The 19,401-nt window shown below is 69.1% G+C and carries 19 protein-coding genes; 7 read left to right on the top strand and 12 right to left on the bottom strand.

Going from position 1 to position 19,401, the window contains the following annotated elements:
- The first annotated feature begins 9 nt into the window (after positions 1 to 9).
- Together ASE14_RS11345 and ASE14_RS11340 are read left to right on the top strand one after the other, a co-directional pair.
- Entirely contained in the window at positions 10 to 606 is a 597-nt protein-coding gene (locus ASE14_RS11345; RefSeq protein WP_235511262.1) for an RNA polymerase sigma factor, read from the top strand.
- Positions 572 to 1,738, top strand: a complete 1,167-nt coding sequence (locus tag ASE14_RS11340; RefSeq protein WP_056654674.1) for a CU044_5270 family protein — start codon at positions 572 to 574, stop codon at positions 1,736 to 1,738. Before ASE14_RS11345 ends, ASE14_RS11340 begins: the two co-directional genes overlap by 35 nt.
- A gap of 46 nt (positions 1,739 to 1,784) precedes the next feature.
- Here the strand turns inward: ASE14_RS11340 and ASE14_RS11335 are convergent, their stop codons facing one another.
- The gene (locus tag ASE14_RS11335) at positions 1,785 to 2,501 is read right to left on the bottom strand and encodes a MarR family winged helix-turn-helix transcriptional regulator (RefSeq protein ID WP_056654673.1); all 717 of its coding nucleotides are present in this window, start codon (positions 2,499 to 2,501) and stop codon (positions 1,785 to 1,787) included.
- A gap of 208 nt (positions 2,502 to 2,709) precedes the next feature.
- Positions 2,710 to 3,027, bottom strand: a complete 318-nt coding sequence (locus ASE14_RS21225; RefSeq protein ID WP_235511259.1) for a hypothetical protein — start codon at positions 3,025 to 3,027, stop codon at positions 2,710 to 2,712.
- A gap of 27 nt (positions 3,028 to 3,054) precedes the next feature.
- Between ASE14_RS21225 and ASE14_RS21220 the strand changes: the two genes are divergently transcribed.
- The gene (locus tag ASE14_RS21220; RefSeq protein ID WP_056654671.1) at positions 3,055 to 3,372 is read left to right on the top strand and encodes a MarR family winged helix-turn-helix transcriptional regulator; all 318 of its coding nucleotides are present in this window, start codon (positions 3,055 to 3,057) and stop codon (positions 3,370 to 3,372) included.
- Between the two features lie 140 nt (positions 3,373 to 3,512).
- Here ASE14_RS21220 and ASE14_RS11320 read toward each other — a convergent pair whose 3' ends face one another.
- From ASE14_RS11320 to ASE14_RS11310, 3 genes are all read right to left on the bottom strand, one after another.
- A complete protein-coding gene (locus tag ASE14_RS11320) occupies positions 3,513 to 4,937 on the bottom strand; it encodes an MFS transporter (protein ID WP_056654670.1) in 1,425 nt (474 codons plus the stop codon).
- Positions 4,938 to 5,114: 177 nt separating this feature from the next.
- A complete protein-coding gene (locus ASE14_RS11315) occupies positions 5,115 to 5,675 on the bottom strand; it encodes a hypothetical protein (protein WP_056654669.1) in 561 nt (186 codons plus the stop codon).
- 107 nt (positions 5,676 to 5,782) lie between these two features.
- Positions 5,783 to 6,688, bottom strand: coding sequence for a serine protein kinase RIO (locus ASE14_RS11310; RefSeq protein WP_235511258.1), 906 nt, complete (start codon positions 6,686 to 6,688; stop codon positions 5,783 to 5,785).
- A gap of 302 nt (positions 6,689 to 6,990) precedes the next feature.
- On the opposite strand from ASE14_RS11310, the gene ASE14_RS11305 reads away from it, so the two are divergent.
- The gene (locus tag ASE14_RS11305; RefSeq protein WP_056654668.1) at positions 6,991 to 7,431 is read left to right on the top strand and encodes a hypothetical protein; all 441 of its coding nucleotides are present in this window, start codon (positions 6,991 to 6,993) and stop codon (positions 7,429 to 7,431) included.
- Here the strand turns inward: ASE14_RS11305 and ASE14_RS11300 are convergent.
- The 6 genes from ASE14_RS11300 to ASE14_RS11275 form a co-directional block, all read right to left on the bottom strand.
- Positions 7,385 to 8,011, bottom strand: coding sequence for a hypothetical protein (locus ASE14_RS11300; RefSeq protein WP_056654667.1), 627 nt, complete (start codon positions 8,009 to 8,011; stop codon positions 7,385 to 7,387). The genes ASE14_RS11305 and ASE14_RS11300 overlap by 47 nt on opposite strands.
- Before the next feature lie 100 nt (positions 8,012 to 8,111).
- A complete protein-coding gene (locus ASE14_RS11295) occupies positions 8,112 to 9,806 on the bottom strand; it encodes an ABC transporter family substrate-binding protein (protein ID WP_056654666.1) in 1,695 nt (564 codons plus the stop codon).
- A 91-nt stretch (positions 9,807 to 9,897) separates the two neighbouring features.
- Positions 9,898 to 11,970 carry an ABC transporter ATP-binding protein gene (locus tag ASE14_RS11290; protein WP_056654665.1) on the bottom strand — a complete coding sequence of 691 codons (2,073 nt, stop codon included), beginning with the start codon at positions 11,968 to 11,970 and terminating at the stop codon, positions 9,898 to 9,900.
- Positions 11,967 to 12,953, bottom strand: a complete 987-nt coding sequence (locus ASE14_RS11285; RefSeq protein WP_235511257.1) for an ABC transporter permease — start codon at positions 12,951 to 12,953, stop codon at positions 11,967 to 11,969. Before ASE14_RS11285 ends, ASE14_RS11290 begins: the two co-directional genes overlap by 4 nt.
- A 1-nt stretch (position 12,954) precedes the next feature.
- A complete protein-coding gene (locus tag ASE14_RS11280) occupies positions 12,955 to 13,938 on the bottom strand; it encodes an ABC transporter permease (RefSeq protein ID WP_056654664.1) in 984 nt (327 codons plus the stop codon).
- A gap of 157 nt (positions 13,939 to 14,095) precedes the next feature.
- Positions 14,096 to 14,722: a hypothetical protein gene (locus ASE14_RS11275; RefSeq protein WP_056654663.1), complete on the bottom strand. Its 627-nt coding sequence runs from the start codon at positions 14,720 to 14,722 to the stop codon at positions 14,096 to 14,098.
- A gap of 80 nt (positions 14,723 to 14,802) precedes the next feature.
- On the opposite strand from ASE14_RS11275, the gene ASE14_RS11270 reads away from it, so the two are divergent.
- The 3 genes from ASE14_RS11270 to ASE14_RS11255 all read left to right on the top strand — a co-directional run bounded on the left by ASE14_RS11270 (position 14,803) and on the right by ASE14_RS11255 (position 18,747).
- A complete protein-coding gene (locus tag ASE14_RS11270; RefSeq protein ID WP_056654662.1) occupies positions 14,803 to 16,386 on the top strand; it encodes an MFS transporter in 1,584 nt (527 codons plus the stop codon).
- A gap of 131 nt (positions 16,387 to 16,517) precedes the next feature.
- Entirely contained in the window at positions 16,518 to 16,823 is a 306-nt protein-coding gene (locus tag ASE14_RS11265; RefSeq protein WP_056654661.1) for a hypothetical protein, read from the top strand.
- Between the two features lie 34 nt (positions 16,824 to 16,857).
- Complete coding sequence (locus ASE14_RS11255; RefSeq protein ID WP_157372943.1) at positions 16,858 to 18,747, top strand: hypothetical protein; 1,890 nt, start codon at positions 16,858 to 16,860, stop codon at positions 18,745 to 18,747.
- A gap of 1 nt (position 18,748) precedes the next feature.
- On the opposite strand, the gene ASE14_RS20575 is transcribed toward ASE14_RS11255, so the two are convergent.
- Positions 18,749 to 19,177, bottom strand: a complete 429-nt coding sequence (locus ASE14_RS20575; RefSeq protein ID WP_157372942.1) for a hypothetical protein — start codon at positions 19,175 to 19,177, stop codon at positions 18,749 to 18,751.
- Positions 19,178 to 19,401 lie beyond the last annotated feature (224 nt).

Raw genomic sequence — 19,401 nt, 5'->3', positions numbered from 1 at the left:
ATACCAGGTGTGAGCGACGACAACGAGGTGATCAGGCGGTCGGCGGACGAGCCGGCCGTCTTCGGAGTGTTGTTCGACCGTCACGCGACGAGCATCCATCGCTACGCCGCGCGACGACTCGGGCAACAGGCCGCCGACGACGTCATGGCCGAGACCTTCCTCGTGGCGTTCGAGCGGAGGGCGGCGTTCGACGTCGGCGTCGCCGACGCGCGGCCGTGGCTCTTCGGCATCGCGACGACGCTCATGAAGCAACGCGCGCGGCTGGAGGCGAAGGCGTGGAAGGGCATGGTCGCGGCGCTCGCCGCCGAGATCACCCCCGACGCGCTCGAGCGTTCAGACGAGCAGATCGACGCCGAGCGGATGTCGCGGCGACTCGCCTCGGCACTGCGGGCGCTGCACGCACGAGACCGTGACGCCCTGCTGCTCTACGCCTGGGGCGATCTCGATTACGAGGGGGTCGCCGCGGCGCTCGGCATCCCCGTCGGCACCGTGCGCTCACGACTCAATCGCGCCCGACGTCGCCTGCGCGGCGCCGTCGGCGCAGACCCGACCAGCGACTTGGAGAGAGACCATGGACGAGTTGACGCTGCTGCGCAACGCGCATGACGAGATCGAGCCGCCCAGCGATGCGGCGATGGCTGCGGCGAAGGCGGCGCTCATCGAGCGGATCGAGGCCGAGTCGGTCGTCGGCGCAGGGGCGCCGACCGCCGGTCGGTCCGCGGCCGGCCGTCCGCCCCGCGAACACCCGTGGCGTCGCCGCGTCGGCTTCGCCGGACTCGGCACCGTGGCGGCGGGCGGGGTCATCGTCGCGCTCGTTGCGACCAACGTGCTCGGGTTCGCCGGGTGGCGGGGCGGGGCGGATGCCGCGGCGGCGGCGGTGCTGCACGAGGCATCCGTCGCCGCGATCGCGAACTCCGACCCCGTGGTCGGCCCGGGCCAGTACCTGCGCATCGACTCGAGCGCGGTCTACGGGACGACCGTCGGCGGCAGCGCGGGCGGGGCGTCGGCGAGCTTCCTCACGATCGTGGAGGAGGAGCTCTACATCCCGGCCGACCGCGACGACGAGTGGGTCTGGATCAGGCCCCTGTCGAGCGTGTACGAGACCTTCGGACCGGAGTCGGAGGAGGCGGCGCGCCTGAGCATGGAAGCGGTCACCGCCGGGATGGGCGCGGACTACGTCGAGCGCCTGCGCGCGCCGCGCGGCGAGTTCTACGGCAGCCCGGCTCTGCACGACCCGGCGCGACTCGACTCGCTCCCGCGCGATCCGCATCGACTGCTCAACCAGATCTACACGGAGACGGCCGGTGCCGGGCAGTCGCCTGACGGCGAGGCGCTCGTGTGGATCGCCGACACACTGCGAACGGGCGCGGTGCCCGCCGACCTGCGCGCGGCGATGTACGAGGCGGCGGCGATGATTCCCGGGGTCACGGTGACCGAGGAGCAGGCGAACCTCGACGGCCGCGTCGGCATCGCGATCGGCCGGCTCGAGGAGGCCGACGGCGCCCGCCAGGACCTGATCATCGACCCGGCCACCGGGCAGTTGATCGGCGAGCGGCGCGTGCAGACGCGCGACGACGGATTCGGCTTCCCAGCAGGCACCACCACATCGTGGACGGCCGTGACGACGAGCGTCGTCGACGCGGCGCCCGAGGGCGGCACGCCGAACGGGCGCCACGACGATCAGGGGTGTGTGAAGGGCGAGCAGCCCGGCTCGTTCGACTGCCCGAACAAGCGGTGAGCCGAGCAGAGGGATCTGCGTGTGCGGGCCCCTCTGCTCGGTGCGGTCAGGAAGCGTCGGGGTGGCGCTCGCCGTGGTGGCCGCGCTCGCCGCAGTCGCTGCCGCGGCCGTGGGCGCCGTGGTCATGCGGGTGGCCGTGCTGGCCGGCGTCGCCGTGCACGTGCACGTGGACGTGCACGTCGGTGAGGCCCGGGCCGCCGCGGCCGTGACCGTCGCCGTGTGCGAAGCCTCCGCCGTGACGGTGGCCGAAGCCGCCCTCGCCGTCATGACGGTGGCCGAAGCCCGCGCCGTGACGGCGGCCGAAGCCGCGGCCGTGGCGACGCGGCATCCGCTCGCCTTCGACCCAGCCGAGCTCGCGGGCGATCGCCTCGAGCGAGGCCAGGGTCGTCGCGAAGTCCTCGGGGCTGACGGCCCCGGCGACCGTGGCGCGGAGCGTTGCGACGCGCTCGTGCAGTGATGCACGCGCGGCCTTGCCGGCCTCGGTCAGGCGCCAAGCGCCGGGCTCGCCTTCGACCCAGCCGCGCTCGACGAGGGGCTCGACGCGCTCGGGGCGAGCTGCGAGCTTCTCGCTCATGCGGGGGTCGGTGACGGTGCCGGCGACGAGGTTGAGTCGGCGCCAGTCGCGGCGGGTGATGCCCTCTTCGGCGAAGAGTTCGCGCATCGCCTCGTCGAGACGGCGGTCGATGACCCGGAGCCAGAAGCCGAAGGGTCGCGGGCTCGTCGTGTCGCGGTCGTCGTTGGTGTGGTTGTCGTGGGTGGTCATGGGTGTTCCTTTCGTGACGCGGTGCGCGTCGGTGTCGCGGGCGGCGCTGGAGGCTCGCCCGCTGAGGGCGGGTGCGCTCGGGCGGCGTTCGCTCAGTCGGCGTTCGCTCGAACCCGGGTGGGGCACCCGATCAATTGCATGCACTGTAGCATGTATATGTACAATGACATACATGAACGCATCGAGTCAAGTGCCTCCCGGAGAACACTCAGGGTCGGATGCCGCGGCTCACGCTTCGAACGACCCGATCACGCTCATCGAGCAGGCCCTCGTCACGATGCGGCGCGACCAGGAGCGGCGGCGGCTGCAACGCCGGGCCGAGCACTTCGGCGAGGAGGGCCACGACGGGCACGGCGGCGGCCACTCGCGTGCGCACGGGCACGGCCATGGCGGGCACGTCCCCGGAGACCATCCCGAGCATGATGACCACGACGATCACGGTGATCATCGGCGTGGGCGCGGCGGCCCCGAGGGTTGGGGAGGTCGCGGCCGCGGGCGAGGCCAGGGCGGCGGTCCGGGGCGCCACGCCCTCGCCCACGCGGCGCGGTTCCGGTTGCTCGATGCCCTCGAGGGCGCCGAGCGTCCGCCCTCGGTCAGTGAGCTCGCCGACGCGATCGGCGTCGATCAGCCGCGCGCGAGCCGGCTCGTGCAGGCCGCCGTCGAGGCGGGCCACGTCCGCCGCGAGGCGGATCCCTCGGATGCCCGGCGCAGCGCGCTGGTGCTCACTGCGTCCGGCCGCAAGCTGCTCGAGAGCGCCCGCGACACGCGCCGCGGCGCCGTCGAGACGGCGCTCGCCGCATTCACACCCGAGGAGACCGCCGAGTTCGCCCGCCTGCTCTCCCGCTTCATCGCCGACTGGCCTCGCGACTGACGACGAGGACATCCGGACGAGAAGCCGCGATCTCGAAGCGACACGTCCGCTGAGTCGCAGGACGATCCGGCCCTGGCAGGGCGTGTCGTGCCGCGTGTCGCCGAATCATCCTGCGACTCGGCGCCCGGCCGCGGCCGCCATCATTGTCTTGCCGGCTCCTTCACGAACAGCATGAGCACAAGCCCCGCGGCGACGACGATCACGATGCCGAGGATGCCCCAGTACGTAGCGCCGAACACCAGGATGAACGCCGACCACAGCATCGGCGAGAGGAAGCTCGCGGCGCGCCCGGTGGTCGCATAGAGGCCGAAGATCTCGCTCTCCCGACCGGCGGGGGTGACGCGGGCCAGGAACGACCGCGAGGCCGCCTGCGCGGGGCCGACGAAGAGGGTGAGCACGAGGCCGAACACCCAGAACACGAGCTTGCCGGAGTCGTGGAGGAAGAAGACCAGGAGGCCGGCAGCGACCAGGCCCCCGAGCGCGGTGAGAATCACCGCGCGCGGGCCGAAGCGATCATCGAACCTCCCGGCGACGATGGTCGAGACGCCCGCGAGCAGGTTCGCGGCGATGCCGAAGATCATGACGTCGTTCGAGCTGAAGTGGAAGGCGACGGCCGCGATCACCGCACCGAATGCGAACACCCCGGCGAGCCCGTCGCGGAAGACGGCGCTCGCGAGCAGGAACCAGAACGTCGGCCGGGTGTTGCGCCACAAGGCGACGATGTCCTGGTAGAGCACGACGTAGCTCCGCCAGAACGAGACCCGTTCGCGGCCGGGAGCCGGCGGTGCCTCCGGCACGTACACGAGCACCGGCCAGGCGAAGATCAGCGTCCAGATCGCGCATCCGACCGCGATCACCCGGAAGGCGAGCCCGTTGTCGGTCGGCATGCCCCACCAGTCGAACGAGGTAGCGACCACGACGAGCACGAGTGCGACGATGCCGCCGATGTAGCCGAGACCCCACCCGAGACCCGAGACCTTTCCGACCGTGCGCCGGGTCGAGACCTGCACGAGCATCGCGTTGTAGTTCACCCCGGCGATCTCGCTGAACACCGTGCCGGCGGCGATGAGCGACACGCCGAGCACGAAGTAGGCCGGCGAGCCCTGCACGAAGAAGAGCGCGAGCATGCAGAGCACGAGCGCCGCGGTCGCGCCACCCAGCCAGACCTTGCGGCGGCCCGCGACATCCGCTCGCTGACCGAGGACGGGGGCGAGGAGGGCGATGAGGATGCCGGCGATGGTGATCGCCCAGCCGAGCCCGCTTGCCAGCTGGGCGATGGCGTGTTCGTACGCGGGGTCGTCTTTGCCGAGCGCGGCGACCGCGGGGTCGAGGAAGGTGTCGCTCGTGAGGTAGAGGGCCGTGAAGACGAACGTGAGGATGACCGAGTTGAACGGCTGCGTCGCCCAGTCCCACAGCGCCCACGAGATCACCTGGCGGCGCGGGATGACTCGCCCCTCCTGCAGGTCGAGCCCCATTGCGCCGATCGCGCCGCTGTTCGCAGCGGCAGGGGGAATGGGCGTGCCGGAGCTGGAGGCCTCAGTGGGCGGGCCGGGGGGAACGGTCATGTGCGGGAGTCTTCCGGTTTCGGGTGAACGGTGAGTGACGCCGCCGCCCGGCCATGGCCGATCCGCGGCGATCTCGTGCACTGTATCGCGCCGGGCGCGTCTTGCCCCGTTCGAAACCCGCTGCTGTGCACTCGACCGCTCGCGGCTCGCGGCCTGCGCGGCCGCGAGCCGGGTCGCCTACTGCAGTTCGGCCACCTCCCGCAACAGCGCGTTGTAGCTCGCGAAGTGCAGCACGCCGGAGTCGAGCATCACGGAGGGCTGGTAGTTCGCGTCGTAGTCCGCCGGTGCCTGGTAGCTGCCGTCACCCTGGTGGGTGTCTTCGAGCCATCCGTCGGCCTGGAGCTCGGCGAGCCAGGTCTCACCCTGGTCGCCCACGTCGAGTCGGGCGTACCAGACCGAGACGTCGCTGTTCGGCTTGCTCCAGACGCAGACGAGCGCACCCTCGGCGGCCATGCGCTCCATGACCGGGCCGAGCAGGAACGGGTCGTCTTCGAGAGCGTGGCCTTCTGCGGCGAGTCGCTGGTTCTCCGCCTCGGTGAGCACGGTGTCGCAGCTCGCCGGGGCCGCCGCGGGATCGACGGGTGCGTCGGTCGAGCCGGCCGTCGTCTCGACGGGCGTCGGGGCGCTGGTCACTGAATCGGAGGCGGACGGGTCGAGTGCGCCGGCGCCGCATCCGCTCAGGATGAGGACCAGGGCACCGGCGGCGATCGCCGCGAGGGACTGGGTTCGAAATGCCATGGATCGAGAGTAGGAAGATATCTTCCTATTCGCAATGGATGTTCGCGAAACGTGACCCGCGTTCAGGGGTAGCCCTGAGTGTCCCGGCCCGTCGAGACCCCGGCCGCTCAACTGTAGACCTCGGCGATCAGCTCGCCGAACAGCTGCTCGGCGTCGCACTCGAGGCGCTGACGGGTGAACCAGTCGCAGACGTTCCTGCAGTCGCGGTGCAGCAGGTCGAAGCCCTGCGGGTTCGACACGACATCGACGACCTGCGGCAGGTCGATCGCGACCATTCGGCCGTCGTGCACGAGCAGGTTGTACGGCGAGAGGTCGCCGTGGGCGAGACCCGAGTGCGCGAGCGTTCGCATGAACTCGACGATCTGGTGGAACAGCTCGCGCAGCTCGTCGGGCGTCGCGCGCACCTGCGCGAGGCGAGGCGCCGCCACACGGCCGTCGCCGATGAACTCCATGAGCACTTCGGTGCCGCCCACCTGCACCGGGTACGGCACGGATGCCCCGAGCTCGGTGAGCCGCTTCAGCGCCTCGAACTCGGCGTAGGCCCATTGCACGCGCGCGACCTCGCGGCCGAACGTCGTGCCCTTCGCCAGGGCGCGGGCGTCGCGACTGCGCCGGGTGCCGCGCCCCTCGGTGTAGACCGTGGAGCGGTGGAAGTCGCTGTGCTCGCTGCCGCGGTACCGCTTGGCTGCGAGCAGCACGTGCTTGCCGGGGGTGCCGGGCTCGGCATCGGGCACGGCGCGTTCGATGAGGCACAGGTCGGCCTCCTTGCCGGTCTTCACGACGCCGAGTTCGGTGTCGATCGCCGCGGCATCCGTGACGAGCCAATCGGGCCGCGGCTGCGGGCCGCGTTCGAGCGGTGTGGTGGCCGGCCAGGTCGACCAGCGTTGGCCCTCGCCCGGTTCCGTGGTCTGGAAGGCGAGGTCGCCCGCGTCGAAGCGCGGGGTCGTGAACGCGTGGGATGCCGCGTGCGCACGCACGACGGCGGATTCGTCGAGAGACGAGGTGATGTGCAAGGTGGATCTCCGAGGATCGCGGAGGCCACCGGGCCGTGCAGCAGTGCTGCTAGCGGAAGGAGGCCTCGCAAGTGAAGGGAACGTGGAGGTTCACGACAACGACAGCCATGATCGACTCCTCTCCTCACCGGATGCACCGGGCCTGATGCCGCGCGAATGACGCAGCTCAGGCAGCTTAGGGCGTTTCGACGATCGCGTCTAGACCCCCGGGCCTGCTCGACGCGTGCGTGAGCGGAGTAGGGTCGGCCCATGCGAGGCGACCCCGGGCACGAGGCATCCGTCACCCTGCTGTGCGTCGTGCGGTGGAGGACGGCGGATACGGCTCGGCCGACACGATCGCCGGACTCGCCCGGCTCGGCTTCTTCGCCTGCCGGCCCGACCTCGAGGGCGAGCTGATCCGGGCCCTCGGCGTCGACCGCATGCAGGAGCTGCTCGCCGAGCACGGCGAGCTCGCCCGGTTCCGCAGGTTCCAGCACCAGCCGGTACAGCGGGAACGGCCGACGGATGCGCAGCTCCGCCGGTTCCTCGGCACGCACAGCGGGCGCAAGGCGCAGTTCGCGCCGCTCATGGTCGACGCCCTCGAGGAGTCCCGCATCCCCGCGGCGATGCGGGAGCTCGTCGGGACCGCGGTCGACCGGGAGTCAGCCTCGCTGCTGGACGACGACCGTCGGGTCGGTCACCTCGATGCTGCGGGAGTCAGCCTCGCTGCTGGACGACGACCGTCGGGTCGGTCACCTCGATGACGACCGGGCTCGCACTCGGATCGACGCCGGCATCGGCGATGCGCCAGACTCGCACTGCCGTGCCGACACCCGGCACCTGCGTCTGCAGCAACGGGCGACTCGAGGAGGTGCGCGGCCGCCAGCTCCCCTCCAGCGTGCCCCCGGTGCCGAGGGTCACGACGAGGTCGAAGGAGGAGACGGAGCCGTCGTCGGAGAGTGCGATGCGGCGATCAGCCACGCTGCCGCGTTCGGCTCGGGCGTGGTGCCGGTGCTCCTGCCAGACCTCCTGCATCGCACGCTCGGCGCCGGCGTCCTGGATCGAGCCGATCAGGATCGCCCACAGGACGACGGGGATGCCGCCGATCATGACGGTGAAGATCACGTTGAACCACCAGCCCGGCGTCTCATCGGTCCAGAGCATCACGAGGGCGGCGACGGCGCCGGCGGTCGCGACCAGACCGGCAAGTGCGAACATCACCCGGCCGAGTGTGCGCATTCGCTTCGGAAGGAGGAGTGACTCCGGCGCGCGGTCTGCCGCATCGAATCGCTCGATCAGGTGCACGACATGGCCCACGGTGACCTCGGAAGACGGCTTCGACATGGCCGCATGGTAGCGGCTGCGGTGGAACCGTTCGTGAACGGCAACGGGGCCGGCGGAAGAATCCGCCGGCCCCGAGCCGTTCGATCACTTTGCGATCGGGTTACTTCTCCCAGCCGACGTTCTCGACGGGGTGCACACCGAAGAGGTCGAGGCCCGTGTACGTCTCGGGGGTCAGGTTCGCGAGCCCCTCCTTGGCCGTGACGATCCACGGTCCGGCGTACAGCGGGAACACGCCCCAGGTCTCGCCGAGGATCTCGGATTCGAGCTTCATGCCCGCCTCGATCTGCTCGTCGGGGTTCGAGATCTTCTCGAGCTCGTGGATCTGCTCGTCGATCTCGGGCGTGCCCGTGGCCGACAGGTTCAGCGAGCTGTCCGAGCAGTACAGCTGGCAGAAGTACGCGAAGCCGAACGGGTCGGACGACGTGAAGGCGAGCATCACGGCGTCCCAGTTCTTCGACGTGTAGTCGCTGGAGAAGTCCGACGACGGGCGCACGTCGATCTTCATCTCGACGCCGATGTCCTTCATCAGCGCGTTGATGACCTTTCCGCGCGCCTCGGTGACCGGGTCGTCGCCGAAGAGCGGAAGGGTGAGCGAGAGCTTCTCGCCGTCCTTCTCACGGATGCCGTCTTCGCCGACGGCCCAGCCGGCCTCGTCGAGCAGCTTGCCGGCCGCCTCGGGGTCGTACTTCCAGCCGGCCTCGCCGAGCGCGTCCTCGTAGCCGTCCTGGAACGGGAACAGCGTGAACGAGCCGACGGGCTCCTCCGTGTAGCCGAGTCCGTCCCAGACCACGTTCGTGATGGCCTCGCGGTTGATGCCCATCATGATGGCCTGGCGCACCTTCGGGTCCGACAGCTGCGGCTTCTCCGAGTCGAGCTGGAACAGGTTGTTCGCGGCACGCTGGGCGCGGTAGGTGACGACGCCCTCCATGTCGGCGACCTGGGCGAGCGTGTCCTTCGTGCGCGTCTCGGCCATGTCGATCTCGCCGTTCTTGAAGGCGTTGATCGAAGCCGTGTCATCGAGCTGGCGGAAGGTCACGGTCTCGAGCTTCGCCGTCTCGCCCCACCACTCGGGGTTGCGCTCGTACGTGACGGTGCCGCCGTTCGTGTCGAAGTCCTTGATCGCGAACGGCCCTGCGCCCCACTCGGGGTGCGGGTTGTTCATGTACGCCTCGTTGTACACCTGGGCGGAGTCGACAGCGGGGTGCAGCACGTTCCAGAACAGGCCGTCGCTCCACGCGTACTCCTGCGAGAACGTGACGACCGCCTGGCGCTCGTCGACGCCCTGGGTGACCGACTCGATGAGGCTGTACCCGTCGGTCGAGCTCGCCGCGTACTCCTCGTTGGTGCCGTTGTTGGCGACCCACGTGGTCTCCCACGACTTCCACGTCAACGGCGTGCCGTCGTTGAAGTGGGCCTCGGGGTTGATCGTGAAGGTGACGACGGTCTTGCCGTCCTTCACCTCGGTGGTCCAATCGGTGAGGTAGGCGTCGTTCTTCGCCGCGACACCGTCGGGGCTCATGAGCATGATCTGCGGGTTCGACCAGGTCCAGAGCGTCGTCGTGTCCGCCGAGGCGTCGCCGTTGAACGGGTTCAGCTGCGGCGTGATCTCGTTGATCCGGAAGGTGGCGGTGCCGCCGTCCTTGAGGTTCTCGCGGGGCTGCGGGTTGTAGTCGGCCACCTTGATCTCGGCACTGGGCTCGGGCGATGCCGAATCCCCGCCGCCGGCCGTGCAGGCGCTCAGGGCGAGCGCGGCGATCGCGCCCGCCGCGAGCGCGCCGGTGAACTTGAACTTCATGGTGCTCCTTTCAGACGCCCTTTTCGAGGGCGGTTCGGTCTGTTGCAAGGGTCAGGAAGAAAATGCCGGAGGTTCGGAGCGTCGGCCCGGCTCACCGGTGGTGGCACGCATTGGTGTGCACCCCTTCGGCGCCGGTCAGTGCGGGCTTCTCGCCCTCGCAGCGTGCCTGCTCGGCGGCGCCGAGCGTCTGGTACAGCGGGCAACGGCTCACGAAGCTGCATCCGCTCGTCGCCTCGGTGGGGCTGGGGAGGTCGCCGCTCAGCACGATGCGCTCACGGGTCCGCTCCGCGACCGGGTCGGGCACCGGGATCGCCGACAGGAGCGCCTGCGTGTACGGATGCTGCGGGTCGTCGAACACCGCATCGACGTCGCCGTGCTCGACGAACGAACCGAGGTACATCACGGCGACGCGATCGGCGATGTGGCGGACGACCGAGAGGTCGTGGGCGACGAAGAGGTACGAGAGGCCGAGCTTGACCTTCAGCTCGTCGAGCAGGTTGATCACGCCGGCCTGGATCGACACGTCGAGCGCGGAGACCGGCTCGTCGAGCACCACGATCTTGGGGTTCGTCGACAGCGCCCTTGCGATGCCGATGCGCTGCCGCTGTCCGCCCGAGAAGGCGGCGGGGAACCGGTCGCTGTGCGCGGGGTCGAGCCCCACGAGCTCCATCAGCTCGTCGACCCGCTCGTCGCGTTCGGCCCTCGGCATGCCGATCGCCTCGAGCGGCTCGGAGATGACGTCGGCGACGGTCATGCGCGGGTCGAGCGCGCCCATCGGGTCCTGGAAGACGATCTGCAGGTCGCGGCGAACGGCCCGCTCGGCGGCGCGGCCCGACAGCGTCGCGACGCTGACGCCGCCGACCACGATGTCGCCGTCCTCCTGCTTGGCGAGATCCATGATCTGGAGGAGCGTGGTCGTCTTGCCGCAGCCGGACTCGCCGACGATCGCCATCGTCTCGCCCTGGCGGATGTCGAAGGTGAGTCCGTTGACCGCGTGCACCGTGCCGATGCGGCGCTTGAGGAACGCGCCCTTCAGCAGCGGGAACTCCTTGCGGAGATTGCGGACGTCGAGGGTGACCGGGCGCTCCTCCCTGGGGAGGCGCGTCAGGGCGTTCTCGGGCCGCTTCGGCGTGGGGTAGACCGGGCGCCCGTCGATCATGCCGTCGCGGATCTCGGGCACGCGGATGCAGGCCGCCAGGTGCGCATCTGCGTCCGGTGCGCCATCGCGGAGCGCCGGCACCGGCAGCAGCTGCGGCTCCTCAGTGCGGCAGGCGTCGATCGCGATCGGGCAGCGCGGGGCGAAGGGGCATCCCTTCGGCAGATCGATGAGGATCGGCGGGTTGCCCGTGATCGGCACGAGCGGCTGCTCGCCCGCCTGGTCGACACGCGGGATCGCGGCGAGGAGCCCGATCGAGTACGGCATGCGGGTGCTGGCGAAGAGCTCGTCGACGGGTGCCTGCTCGACGGGCTTGCCCGCGTACATCACGAGCACGTCGTCGGCCGTGCTCGCCACCACGCCCATGTCGTGGGTGATCATGACGACGGCGGCACCGGTCTCGGCCTTCGCCGTGCCGATGAGGTCGAGGATCTGCGCCTGGATCGTGACGTCGAGGGCGGTCGTCGGCTCGTCGGCGATGATGAGCTTCGGCTTGTTCGCCATCGCGATCGCGATCACGACTCGTTGCCGCATGCCGCCCGAGAACTCGTGGGGGAACGACTTCACGCGGCGTTCGGCGTTGGGGATCCCGACGAGCCGGAGCAGTTCGACCGCGCGATCCCATGCGGCCCGCTTCGACATGCGGTTGTGGGTCGTGAGCGCCTCGACGAGCTGGTCGCCCACCGAGTACACCGGGGTCAGCGACGTGAGCGGGTCCTGGAAGATCATCGAGATGCCGTTGCCGCGGAACGTCGAGAGCTGCGCATCCGACAGCCCGAGGAGTTCCTGTCCGTCGAACTTGATCGATCCGGAGACCTTGGCCGAGTCGGCGAGCAGCCCCATGATGGCGAGCGACGTGACCGACTTGCCGGATCCCGATTCGCCGACGATGCCGAGCGTGCGGCCCGCCTCGAGGTCGAACGAGACACCGCGCACGGCATCGACGCGGCCCGCCTCGGAGGGGAAGCTGACCCGGAGGTCGCGAACGGAGAGCACCGGGTGGTTCATGCGCGTCCTCCCGCGGCAGAGGTGGGATCGAGCGCATCGCGCAGGCCGTCGGCGATGAGTGCCATCGAGACGGTGAGCAGGGTCAGGGCGGCCGCCGGGAAGAAGAACAGCCAGGGCGAGCTCGTGATCGAGCTCGCGCCCGTGCCGATGAGCGAACCGAGCGAGACATCCGGAGCCTTGACGCCGAAGCCGAGGAACGACAGGCCCGTCTCCATCTGCACCGCGCCGACGACGCCGAGCGTGAACTGGATGATCAGGAGCGAGCCGATGTTCGGCAGCATGTGTCGCAGCACGATCTTCGGGCCGGAGATCCCGATGTAGCGAGCAGCCGCGATGTAGTCGCGCTCGCGCAGCGAGAGCGAGAGCGTCCAGATGGTGCGCGCCGGGAAGAACCAGTTGACGGCGATCAGCACGATCGCGATCACGATCCAGTCGCCACCGGCGTCGCTCGAGACCATGGCGAGCAGGAGGAAGGTCGGGACGACCATCAGGAAGTGGATGACGAGCAGTGCGATGCGCTCGTAGAGACCGCCGAAGTAGGCAGCGGATGCCCCGATGACGGCCGAGATGACCGTCGTGCCGATCGACACGACCAGCGCGATGAGCAGCGAGCGCTGCAGGCCGTGCACGACCTGGGCGTAGTTGTCGTTGCCGGCGTCGTTGGTGCCGAACCAGTGGGCGGCCGACGGCGGATCGGAGATCGCCAGGAAGTCGAGTTCCTGGTAGTCGTACTGGGCGAACCACCCTCCGCAGATCGCGAAGAGCACGATCAACACGAAGATGACCGCACCGCCGACGGCGGGCTTGTTGCGCATGAAGCGGCGGCCGTACAACTCGAACTTCGACATCCGCTTGCGCGGGGTGCGCTTCGGGGTCGGCCCGACGGGCGCTCGGAAGTCCTCGTCGTCGTGCAGCATCGGGTCGACCAGCTCAGGGTCGGCGATCTGTTCGGCGATCTGGTCGGAGGTCATGTCAGTGGTCATGTCAGCTCACCCGCACTCGAGGATCGAGGATGACGACCGCGACGTCGGCCAGCATCGCGCCGATCGCGGTCATCAAGGCACCGAACGCGGCGATGGCCACCGCGCCGTGGATGTCGTTGGTGCTGATCGTCTCGGAGAAGTAACGGCCCATGCCGTTCCAGCCGAAGATCGTCTCGGTCAGGATCGCGCCGGTGAAGATCGCGGGAATCGAGAACGCCACCTGCGTCGTCACGGGGATGAGCGAGGTCCGCAGCGCGTGGCGGCGGATCGCCTGCGACTTCGTGAGGCCCTTCGCACGGGCGGTGCGCACGTAGTCGGCGTTGATGTTGTCGAGCAGGAGCGAGCGCTGCAGGAAGTGGATGCCCGCGTACCCGACGAGCACGAGGGCGAAGGTCGGCAGGATCAGGTGCTGCGCGACGTCGACGAGTGTCGGGAAGAAGCCGGTCACGCCCGGACTCGATGACCCCGTGACGTAGAAGACGCGGGTGCCGACGGCGTCGTTGAACTGGATGGCGAGCAGCACGATTCCGAGGGCCGCGACGACGATCGGGATGTTCAGTGTGATGATCGAGGTTCCGGTGGCGATGCGGTCGGCGAGCTTGTACTGCCGCGAGGCGGTGTAGACGCCGAGGGCGATGCCGAGCAGGGTCGTGATGATCGTCGCGCCGAGCACGAGTTCGGCGCTCACCCACATCCGGTAGGCGATCTGGTCGTTCACGGGGTCGCCGACGGGACTCACGCCCCAGTTCCAGTGGAGCAGGATGTCGGTCAGCCAGGTCCACCACCGCTCGATGAGCGGAACCGAGTCGCTGAGGTTGCGCGGCTCGAGCATCGCCTCGATCTGATCGTTCGACAGCGGGGGGCGGCGGCCGACGTAGTTGCTCTTCGGATCGAGGTACGCCCACGAGAGGAAGTACGCGAGGTTCGTGGCGACGAAGATCATCATCACCCAGCCGATGGCGCGGCGCACCAAGTATTTGATCAAGGTCCGCGTCTTCCCCTCAGCAATGAGCCAGCTTCGAGATCACATCACATATCGGAAGAAAATGCGACTTGAGCCTCCGAAATGAAAGAATGAGTGATTCTCACCCCTGTTCGGGTGTCGTCTCTTGATTCAGGAGGCTGCTAATATTCGCGATTCGCTAGGAGTGGCCCGACGAAGTGACGACGCTCTGGTCGGCCGCCTCGACGACGACCGGCAGGTCGACACCGCCCGTATTCCCCGGTGCGCGCCAGATCCGAACCGGGGCGCCGATCCCCGGCACCTGCGGCTGCAGCAGGCCGCGGCCCGTCGCCGAGCGCGGTCGCCACTGAGCGCGGAACGTCGACGATTCAGCCCCCGACACCGTGAGTTCGAACGACGAGACCGAGCCGTCCTCTGCGAGGCGGATGTCCCGGGCGAGCACATCGCCGTGCTCTGCACGTGCCCGGTCGCGGAGTTCCGACCAGGTCTCCTGCATCGCCCGGTCCTTCCTCGTCTCGGCGACCGATCCGATCAGGAGCGCCCAGAGGACGACGGGGATGAAGCCGACCAGGACGGTGAAGATCGCGTCGTACCACCATCCCGGCGTCGGGCCGGACCAGAGCAGCACGAGGGCCGCGACGGCGCCGATGGTCGCGACCACGTTCGCGACGACGAACAGCGACCGACCGACCGGACCCAGCCGCACCGGGAGCAGGAGCGACTCCGGCGCACTCTCGGAGGCGTCGAAACGCTCGAGCAGGTGCACGACGCGGCCGGAGGTGTCGTCGGAGGGCGGCTTCAACATGGCCCGCACGGTAGCTGCTGCAGGAGAACGGCTCGTGAACAGGCTCTTCCGGTGGGGGCCGCGATGTGATTCAGTGAGCCATGGACCCGACTTCGGCCGCCGGGGGGCGGTTCAACGGACGACTCGCCTTCCTGCTCGCGATGGCCATGTTCGTGCTGGTCGTCGACACCTCGCTCATGAACGTGTCGATCTCGGCGGTGGTGCGCGATCTCGACACCACGGTGAGCGGCGTGCAGGGGGCGATCGCCCTGGAGGCGCTCGTCTCCGCCGCATTCATCCTCATCGGCGGCAAGACCGGCGACCTCATCGGACGCAAGCTCGCCTACATCCTCGGCCTGCTCGGCTACGCGGTCGGGGCGATCGCGATGGTCTTCGCGCAGGATCTCCCGGCGATCATCATCTTCTGGGCGATCATCGGCGGCATCGGCGCCTCGCTGCTGCTGCCCGCCATGCAGTCGCTCATCCACGGCAACTTCGAGGGAGCCCAGCAGAAGCGGGTCTACGCGCTGGTCGGGGCATCCGCCGCCATCGCCGCCGCCGTCGGACCGCTCCTCGGAGGGTTCATCACGACCTTCCTCTCCTGGCGGGTCGGGTTCGCGCTCGAGGCGGTGATCATCGCGGTGGTGCTCGCCGGCATCGGCCTCGTGAAGGACGTGCCGTACCACGGCGATCGATCGATCGACCTCGTCGGCGCACTGCTCTCGATCGTCGGCATGGGCGGCGTCGTCACCGGCATCCTGGTCTGGCAGGAGGGCGGCGGCTACGTCGGCCTGATCATCGGCATCGGGGTGCTCGGGCTCGGGCTCCTCGTGTTCTGGCTGCGCAGCCGCAAGCGTCGCGGCAAGCCGACGCTGCTCGATCCGACGCTCTTCGAGTCGAAGATGTTCAGATCCGGCGCGAGTGGGCAGCTGCTGCAGCAGATCGCGCTCGGCGGCACGATGATCGTGCTTCCGATCTACCTGCAGATGGTGTTCGAGTACAACGCGCTGCAGGCGGGACTCTCGATCGCGCCGCTGTCGCTCAGCATGTTCGTCGTCGCGCTGCTGGCCGGTCGCGGCCTCAAGCGGCGCCCGGCGAGCATCATCCTGTGGGGATTCGCCCTCGTCGTGATCGGCATCGCGATCCTCGTGCCGATCGTGCCGATCGCCGACTCGGGCTGGTATCTCACGATCCCGCTCATCATCGCGGGTTGCGGGCTCGGCCTGCTCGTCTCGCAGCTGAACAACTACACGCTCTCGCCGATCTCCGACGAACGGGTCAGCGAGGCGGCCGGCGTGAACTCCGCTGCCGGCTCGTTCGGCCTCTCGTTCGGTCTCGCCTTCGCCGGTGCGATCATGCTTGCGACGCTCGCCTTCACGTTCACCGCGAGTGCGGAGGCGAGCGCGGTGCTCAGCCCCGACGAGCAGCAGCAGGTCTCCACCGTGCTCGAGGAGGACGCCGAGATCATGACCAACACCGGGCTCGAGGAGCTGCTCGTCGATCAGACGCCCGCCGTGCAGGAGGAGATCCTGCGCATCAACACCGACTCGCGATTCATCGCGCTGCAGGTGGCCCTGCTCGTGCCGATCCTCGCGGGTCTCCTCGGCATCGCGAATGCGTTCAGGATGCGCCGGCTGCCCGATCCGAAGTCCTCGGCGTCCGCCGAGGGGACGATGCTCGGCTGAGGGCGCTGCGGCACATCGGGCAGCTGTCACCCGCCCCACCATGTCCGCTCGTCGGACGGGCAGCGGTCCCCATGTCGTGGCGTGGTCCGATGTGAGAGGGTGTGCACTGACCGTGCCGAGTGGAGGGCGAAATGACGGATTCGGTGAGGATCGACGAGTCGCAGGTCGACGTCGCCGTGGAACAACTCCGCCTCACCGCATCGGCGTGGGCGTTGCACGGAACAGTGCTCGCTATCGGCGGACTCGGTCCCGAACTGAAGGACGAGGCGACGGCGGCGACCGCCGTCTGGGTCGAGGAGTTCCGCACAGTCGGAGACGGCCTCATGCAGATGGCGCAGGAGATCGAGGACGACCTCACGGCGTTCCAGAACCTCGACATCGACCTCGCGTCCTCGGGCCGCGAACCCGGCGGCGGGCGTCGGGCGGCGGTCTTGTGATGGCGACGCCGGCGGCACCGGCGGACATTGCCCGGTGGGCCGTGGAATTCGCGCGTGCTGGGGTTGCCTGGCCGACCGTACATCGCCTCGGTGTCGGCGTTCGACTCGCGGGGCTCGTTGCCGTGATCGACCTTGGTTCCGCGGCCGTCGAGGGGCCCGACGACGGGCGGGAGGCCGTGCGCCGAGTACTCAGCGAGCTCGGCACCGTTGCGGACCCCGCCGCAGTCCTGCAGCGGGTGGCCAGCACCCTCCGACAGATCAGCGTCCCTGCGGGGTCCGAAGGCGCGGCATGAACCTGCAGGATCGATATGACGAGTGCACCGATCGCGTCGCAGCGATCGACAACGTCTTGAGTCTGCTGCCAAGATCTCCGTCGGCGGTCGGCGTGCTGACCGCCCTGGGCACGCTCGAAGACCTGGCGCGCACGTGGACCGGCGACCACCTACTGCGGCCAGGCGGTTCACCGGATAGCGTGCAGCGGAGCGCCGAATCCTACGAGGACGTCGCCGAAGAGCTCGATGCGCAGGCGACCGCGCTCGAGGGGCGTGCCAGCGACGTCGAAGCGGGGCTGGACGCCGCGGCCGGCCGCACTGCTGCCACACGCGTGCGCGCGTTCATCGGTCTTGCCGGGCTTGAGGCCCGCGGCATCCGCGTCATCGCCGACGCGCTCAAAGCCTACGCGGACGAGCTCGACGACGGTCAGTCGCGTTTCGATCGCCACGCGGCGGGAATGAGGTCGGCGCGCGGTGACGCGTTCACGGTGTCAGCGCCGCCAGCCGACTGGGACGATTCGCACTGCGCCGCCACGATGATCGCGCTTCACAACGTCTACGACGAAGCGAGGGCGGCGCTGATCGCGTGCCGAGATGCACTCGGCACGGTAATCGAGGCCGAGCGGCGGCTCCGCTTCGCATTCACGGATGCGTCCGGGTATGCGAGGCTGTGTGGGCTTCCCACCTCGCGCACGGTGAACATCGTCGACGGAATACTCGCCTTGGCCGATGGCATCGGCGACCCCGATCGAGCCGTCGTCTCCCACGACGAGTGGGTGGCCTACCTCGCCGCTCGAGACGAGCTGAGCGAGGCGGAGCGGAAGCGCCTGGATGCTGCGCTCGACACGGCAGAGGCGCCCGATGAGCGTCAGATCATCATCGCCGCGCTCGCGACCGGCGCGGGGCTCGCGCTCACACTTGCGCTGGCGCTGAAGCTGCGGACCATGACGCAGAAGCAGATCCAGGCAGTCGCGGGGCTCGGGCTTCCCGAGATCACGAACGAGGACGCCGCCGAGTGGAGCTCGCTGACGACGCCTGACGGCACGGTCGTCACGCAGATGACGAACACGACGTGCGGGTCGTCGTCGCTCCTGATGCTCGCCGCCCAGCGCGACCCATTCCTCGCCCTGCTCATCGCCGAGGGCGAGTTCGTTGATGGGTACGTTCCTGACTATGTGTCGGACGTCACACTGATCGATCGGCTTCCCGAGGCGGGACTGACCTCGGCCGAGCGGCTTCGGTTCTTGCAGGAGGAGATCCGGATCCAGACGAACAAGTTCACCCTTTGGCCCGGGACCTGGCTCGGCTCGGCACCGTGGGGATACGGGGATGAGGTTTCCAGGATCCTCGATGCCGATGTCGATTTGGAGTACAGCCTGATCGGTCCGGACAGTGACGCGCAGGCCCTCATCGGCCGGGCGATCACGGCGGTCGACTCGGGAACGCCGGTGCCGTTCCTGGTGGGCGATGACACCGGTGTTCCGCGGCACTACGTGCTGCTCGTCGGCCACAACGGCGACGAACTACAGTTCTACGAGCCGTGGGAGGGCGAGGTACGGACGGTACCGATCGACGAGGCCGCGAGCGGTGCTCCGCAGGGTGCGTACGGGTGGTGGAAGTCGATCTACGGAGCGGCGGTGCCGGCGGACTGATTCAGTCGGCGCGCACAGTGGACAGGTCCTGCGGCGCTGCTCCGGAACTCACGGTCTTCGCAGGTGGTGCATCGGTGTCGAGGCAGGTTGGCCCATCGAGAGGGACTGCCCCCCAGGGGTCGGGACTCTCGGTGTGGAACGGCACTGCGGCCTCGCCGCGGGCCGCGACGATCTCACCGGCGTGGTCGCCGGCGCCGACCCAGATGGTTGAAATCGCGTCGTGGTCATCGATGCGTTTGGTGGCCGAGATCTCGATGGTGCCGAGTTCGCCACGGGCTCCGGGGTGGTCGGGTGCCGTGCAGGAGACGGCGATGGGCTCCCATCCATTCGCACGAACTTCGGCGAAAAGTGCGCGGCCGAGGGGAAAGGTGCGTGCCCACGGCTCATCCATTTCGGCCGCGGGCTGGATATCGTCCAGCTCGAACTCCATGCCGATCCGGCCACGCGAGGCGAGGGCATTGACGGATGCCGGTGCTGCTCGCGCGGGTCGGGATATCCACTCGGCGCCGTACGCGCCGACATCGAACGGTTCGTTCGCCTCGAGCGCGACGAGGCGTGCTGCATCGATCTCGTTCGGTTGAGCGTCGGGCTGACTGCATCCGCTGAGGGCGATAGTGAGGGTGAGGACGCATGGCATTGCGACCGTGTAGGCGA

The sequence above is a fragment of the Agromyces sp. Root81 genome, from assembly GCF_001429165.1.
Lineage (GTDB): Bacteria > Actinomycetota > Actinomycetes > Actinomycetales > Microbacteriaceae > Agromyces.
This window is presented reverse-complemented; position numbering and strand designations above follow the sequence as displayed.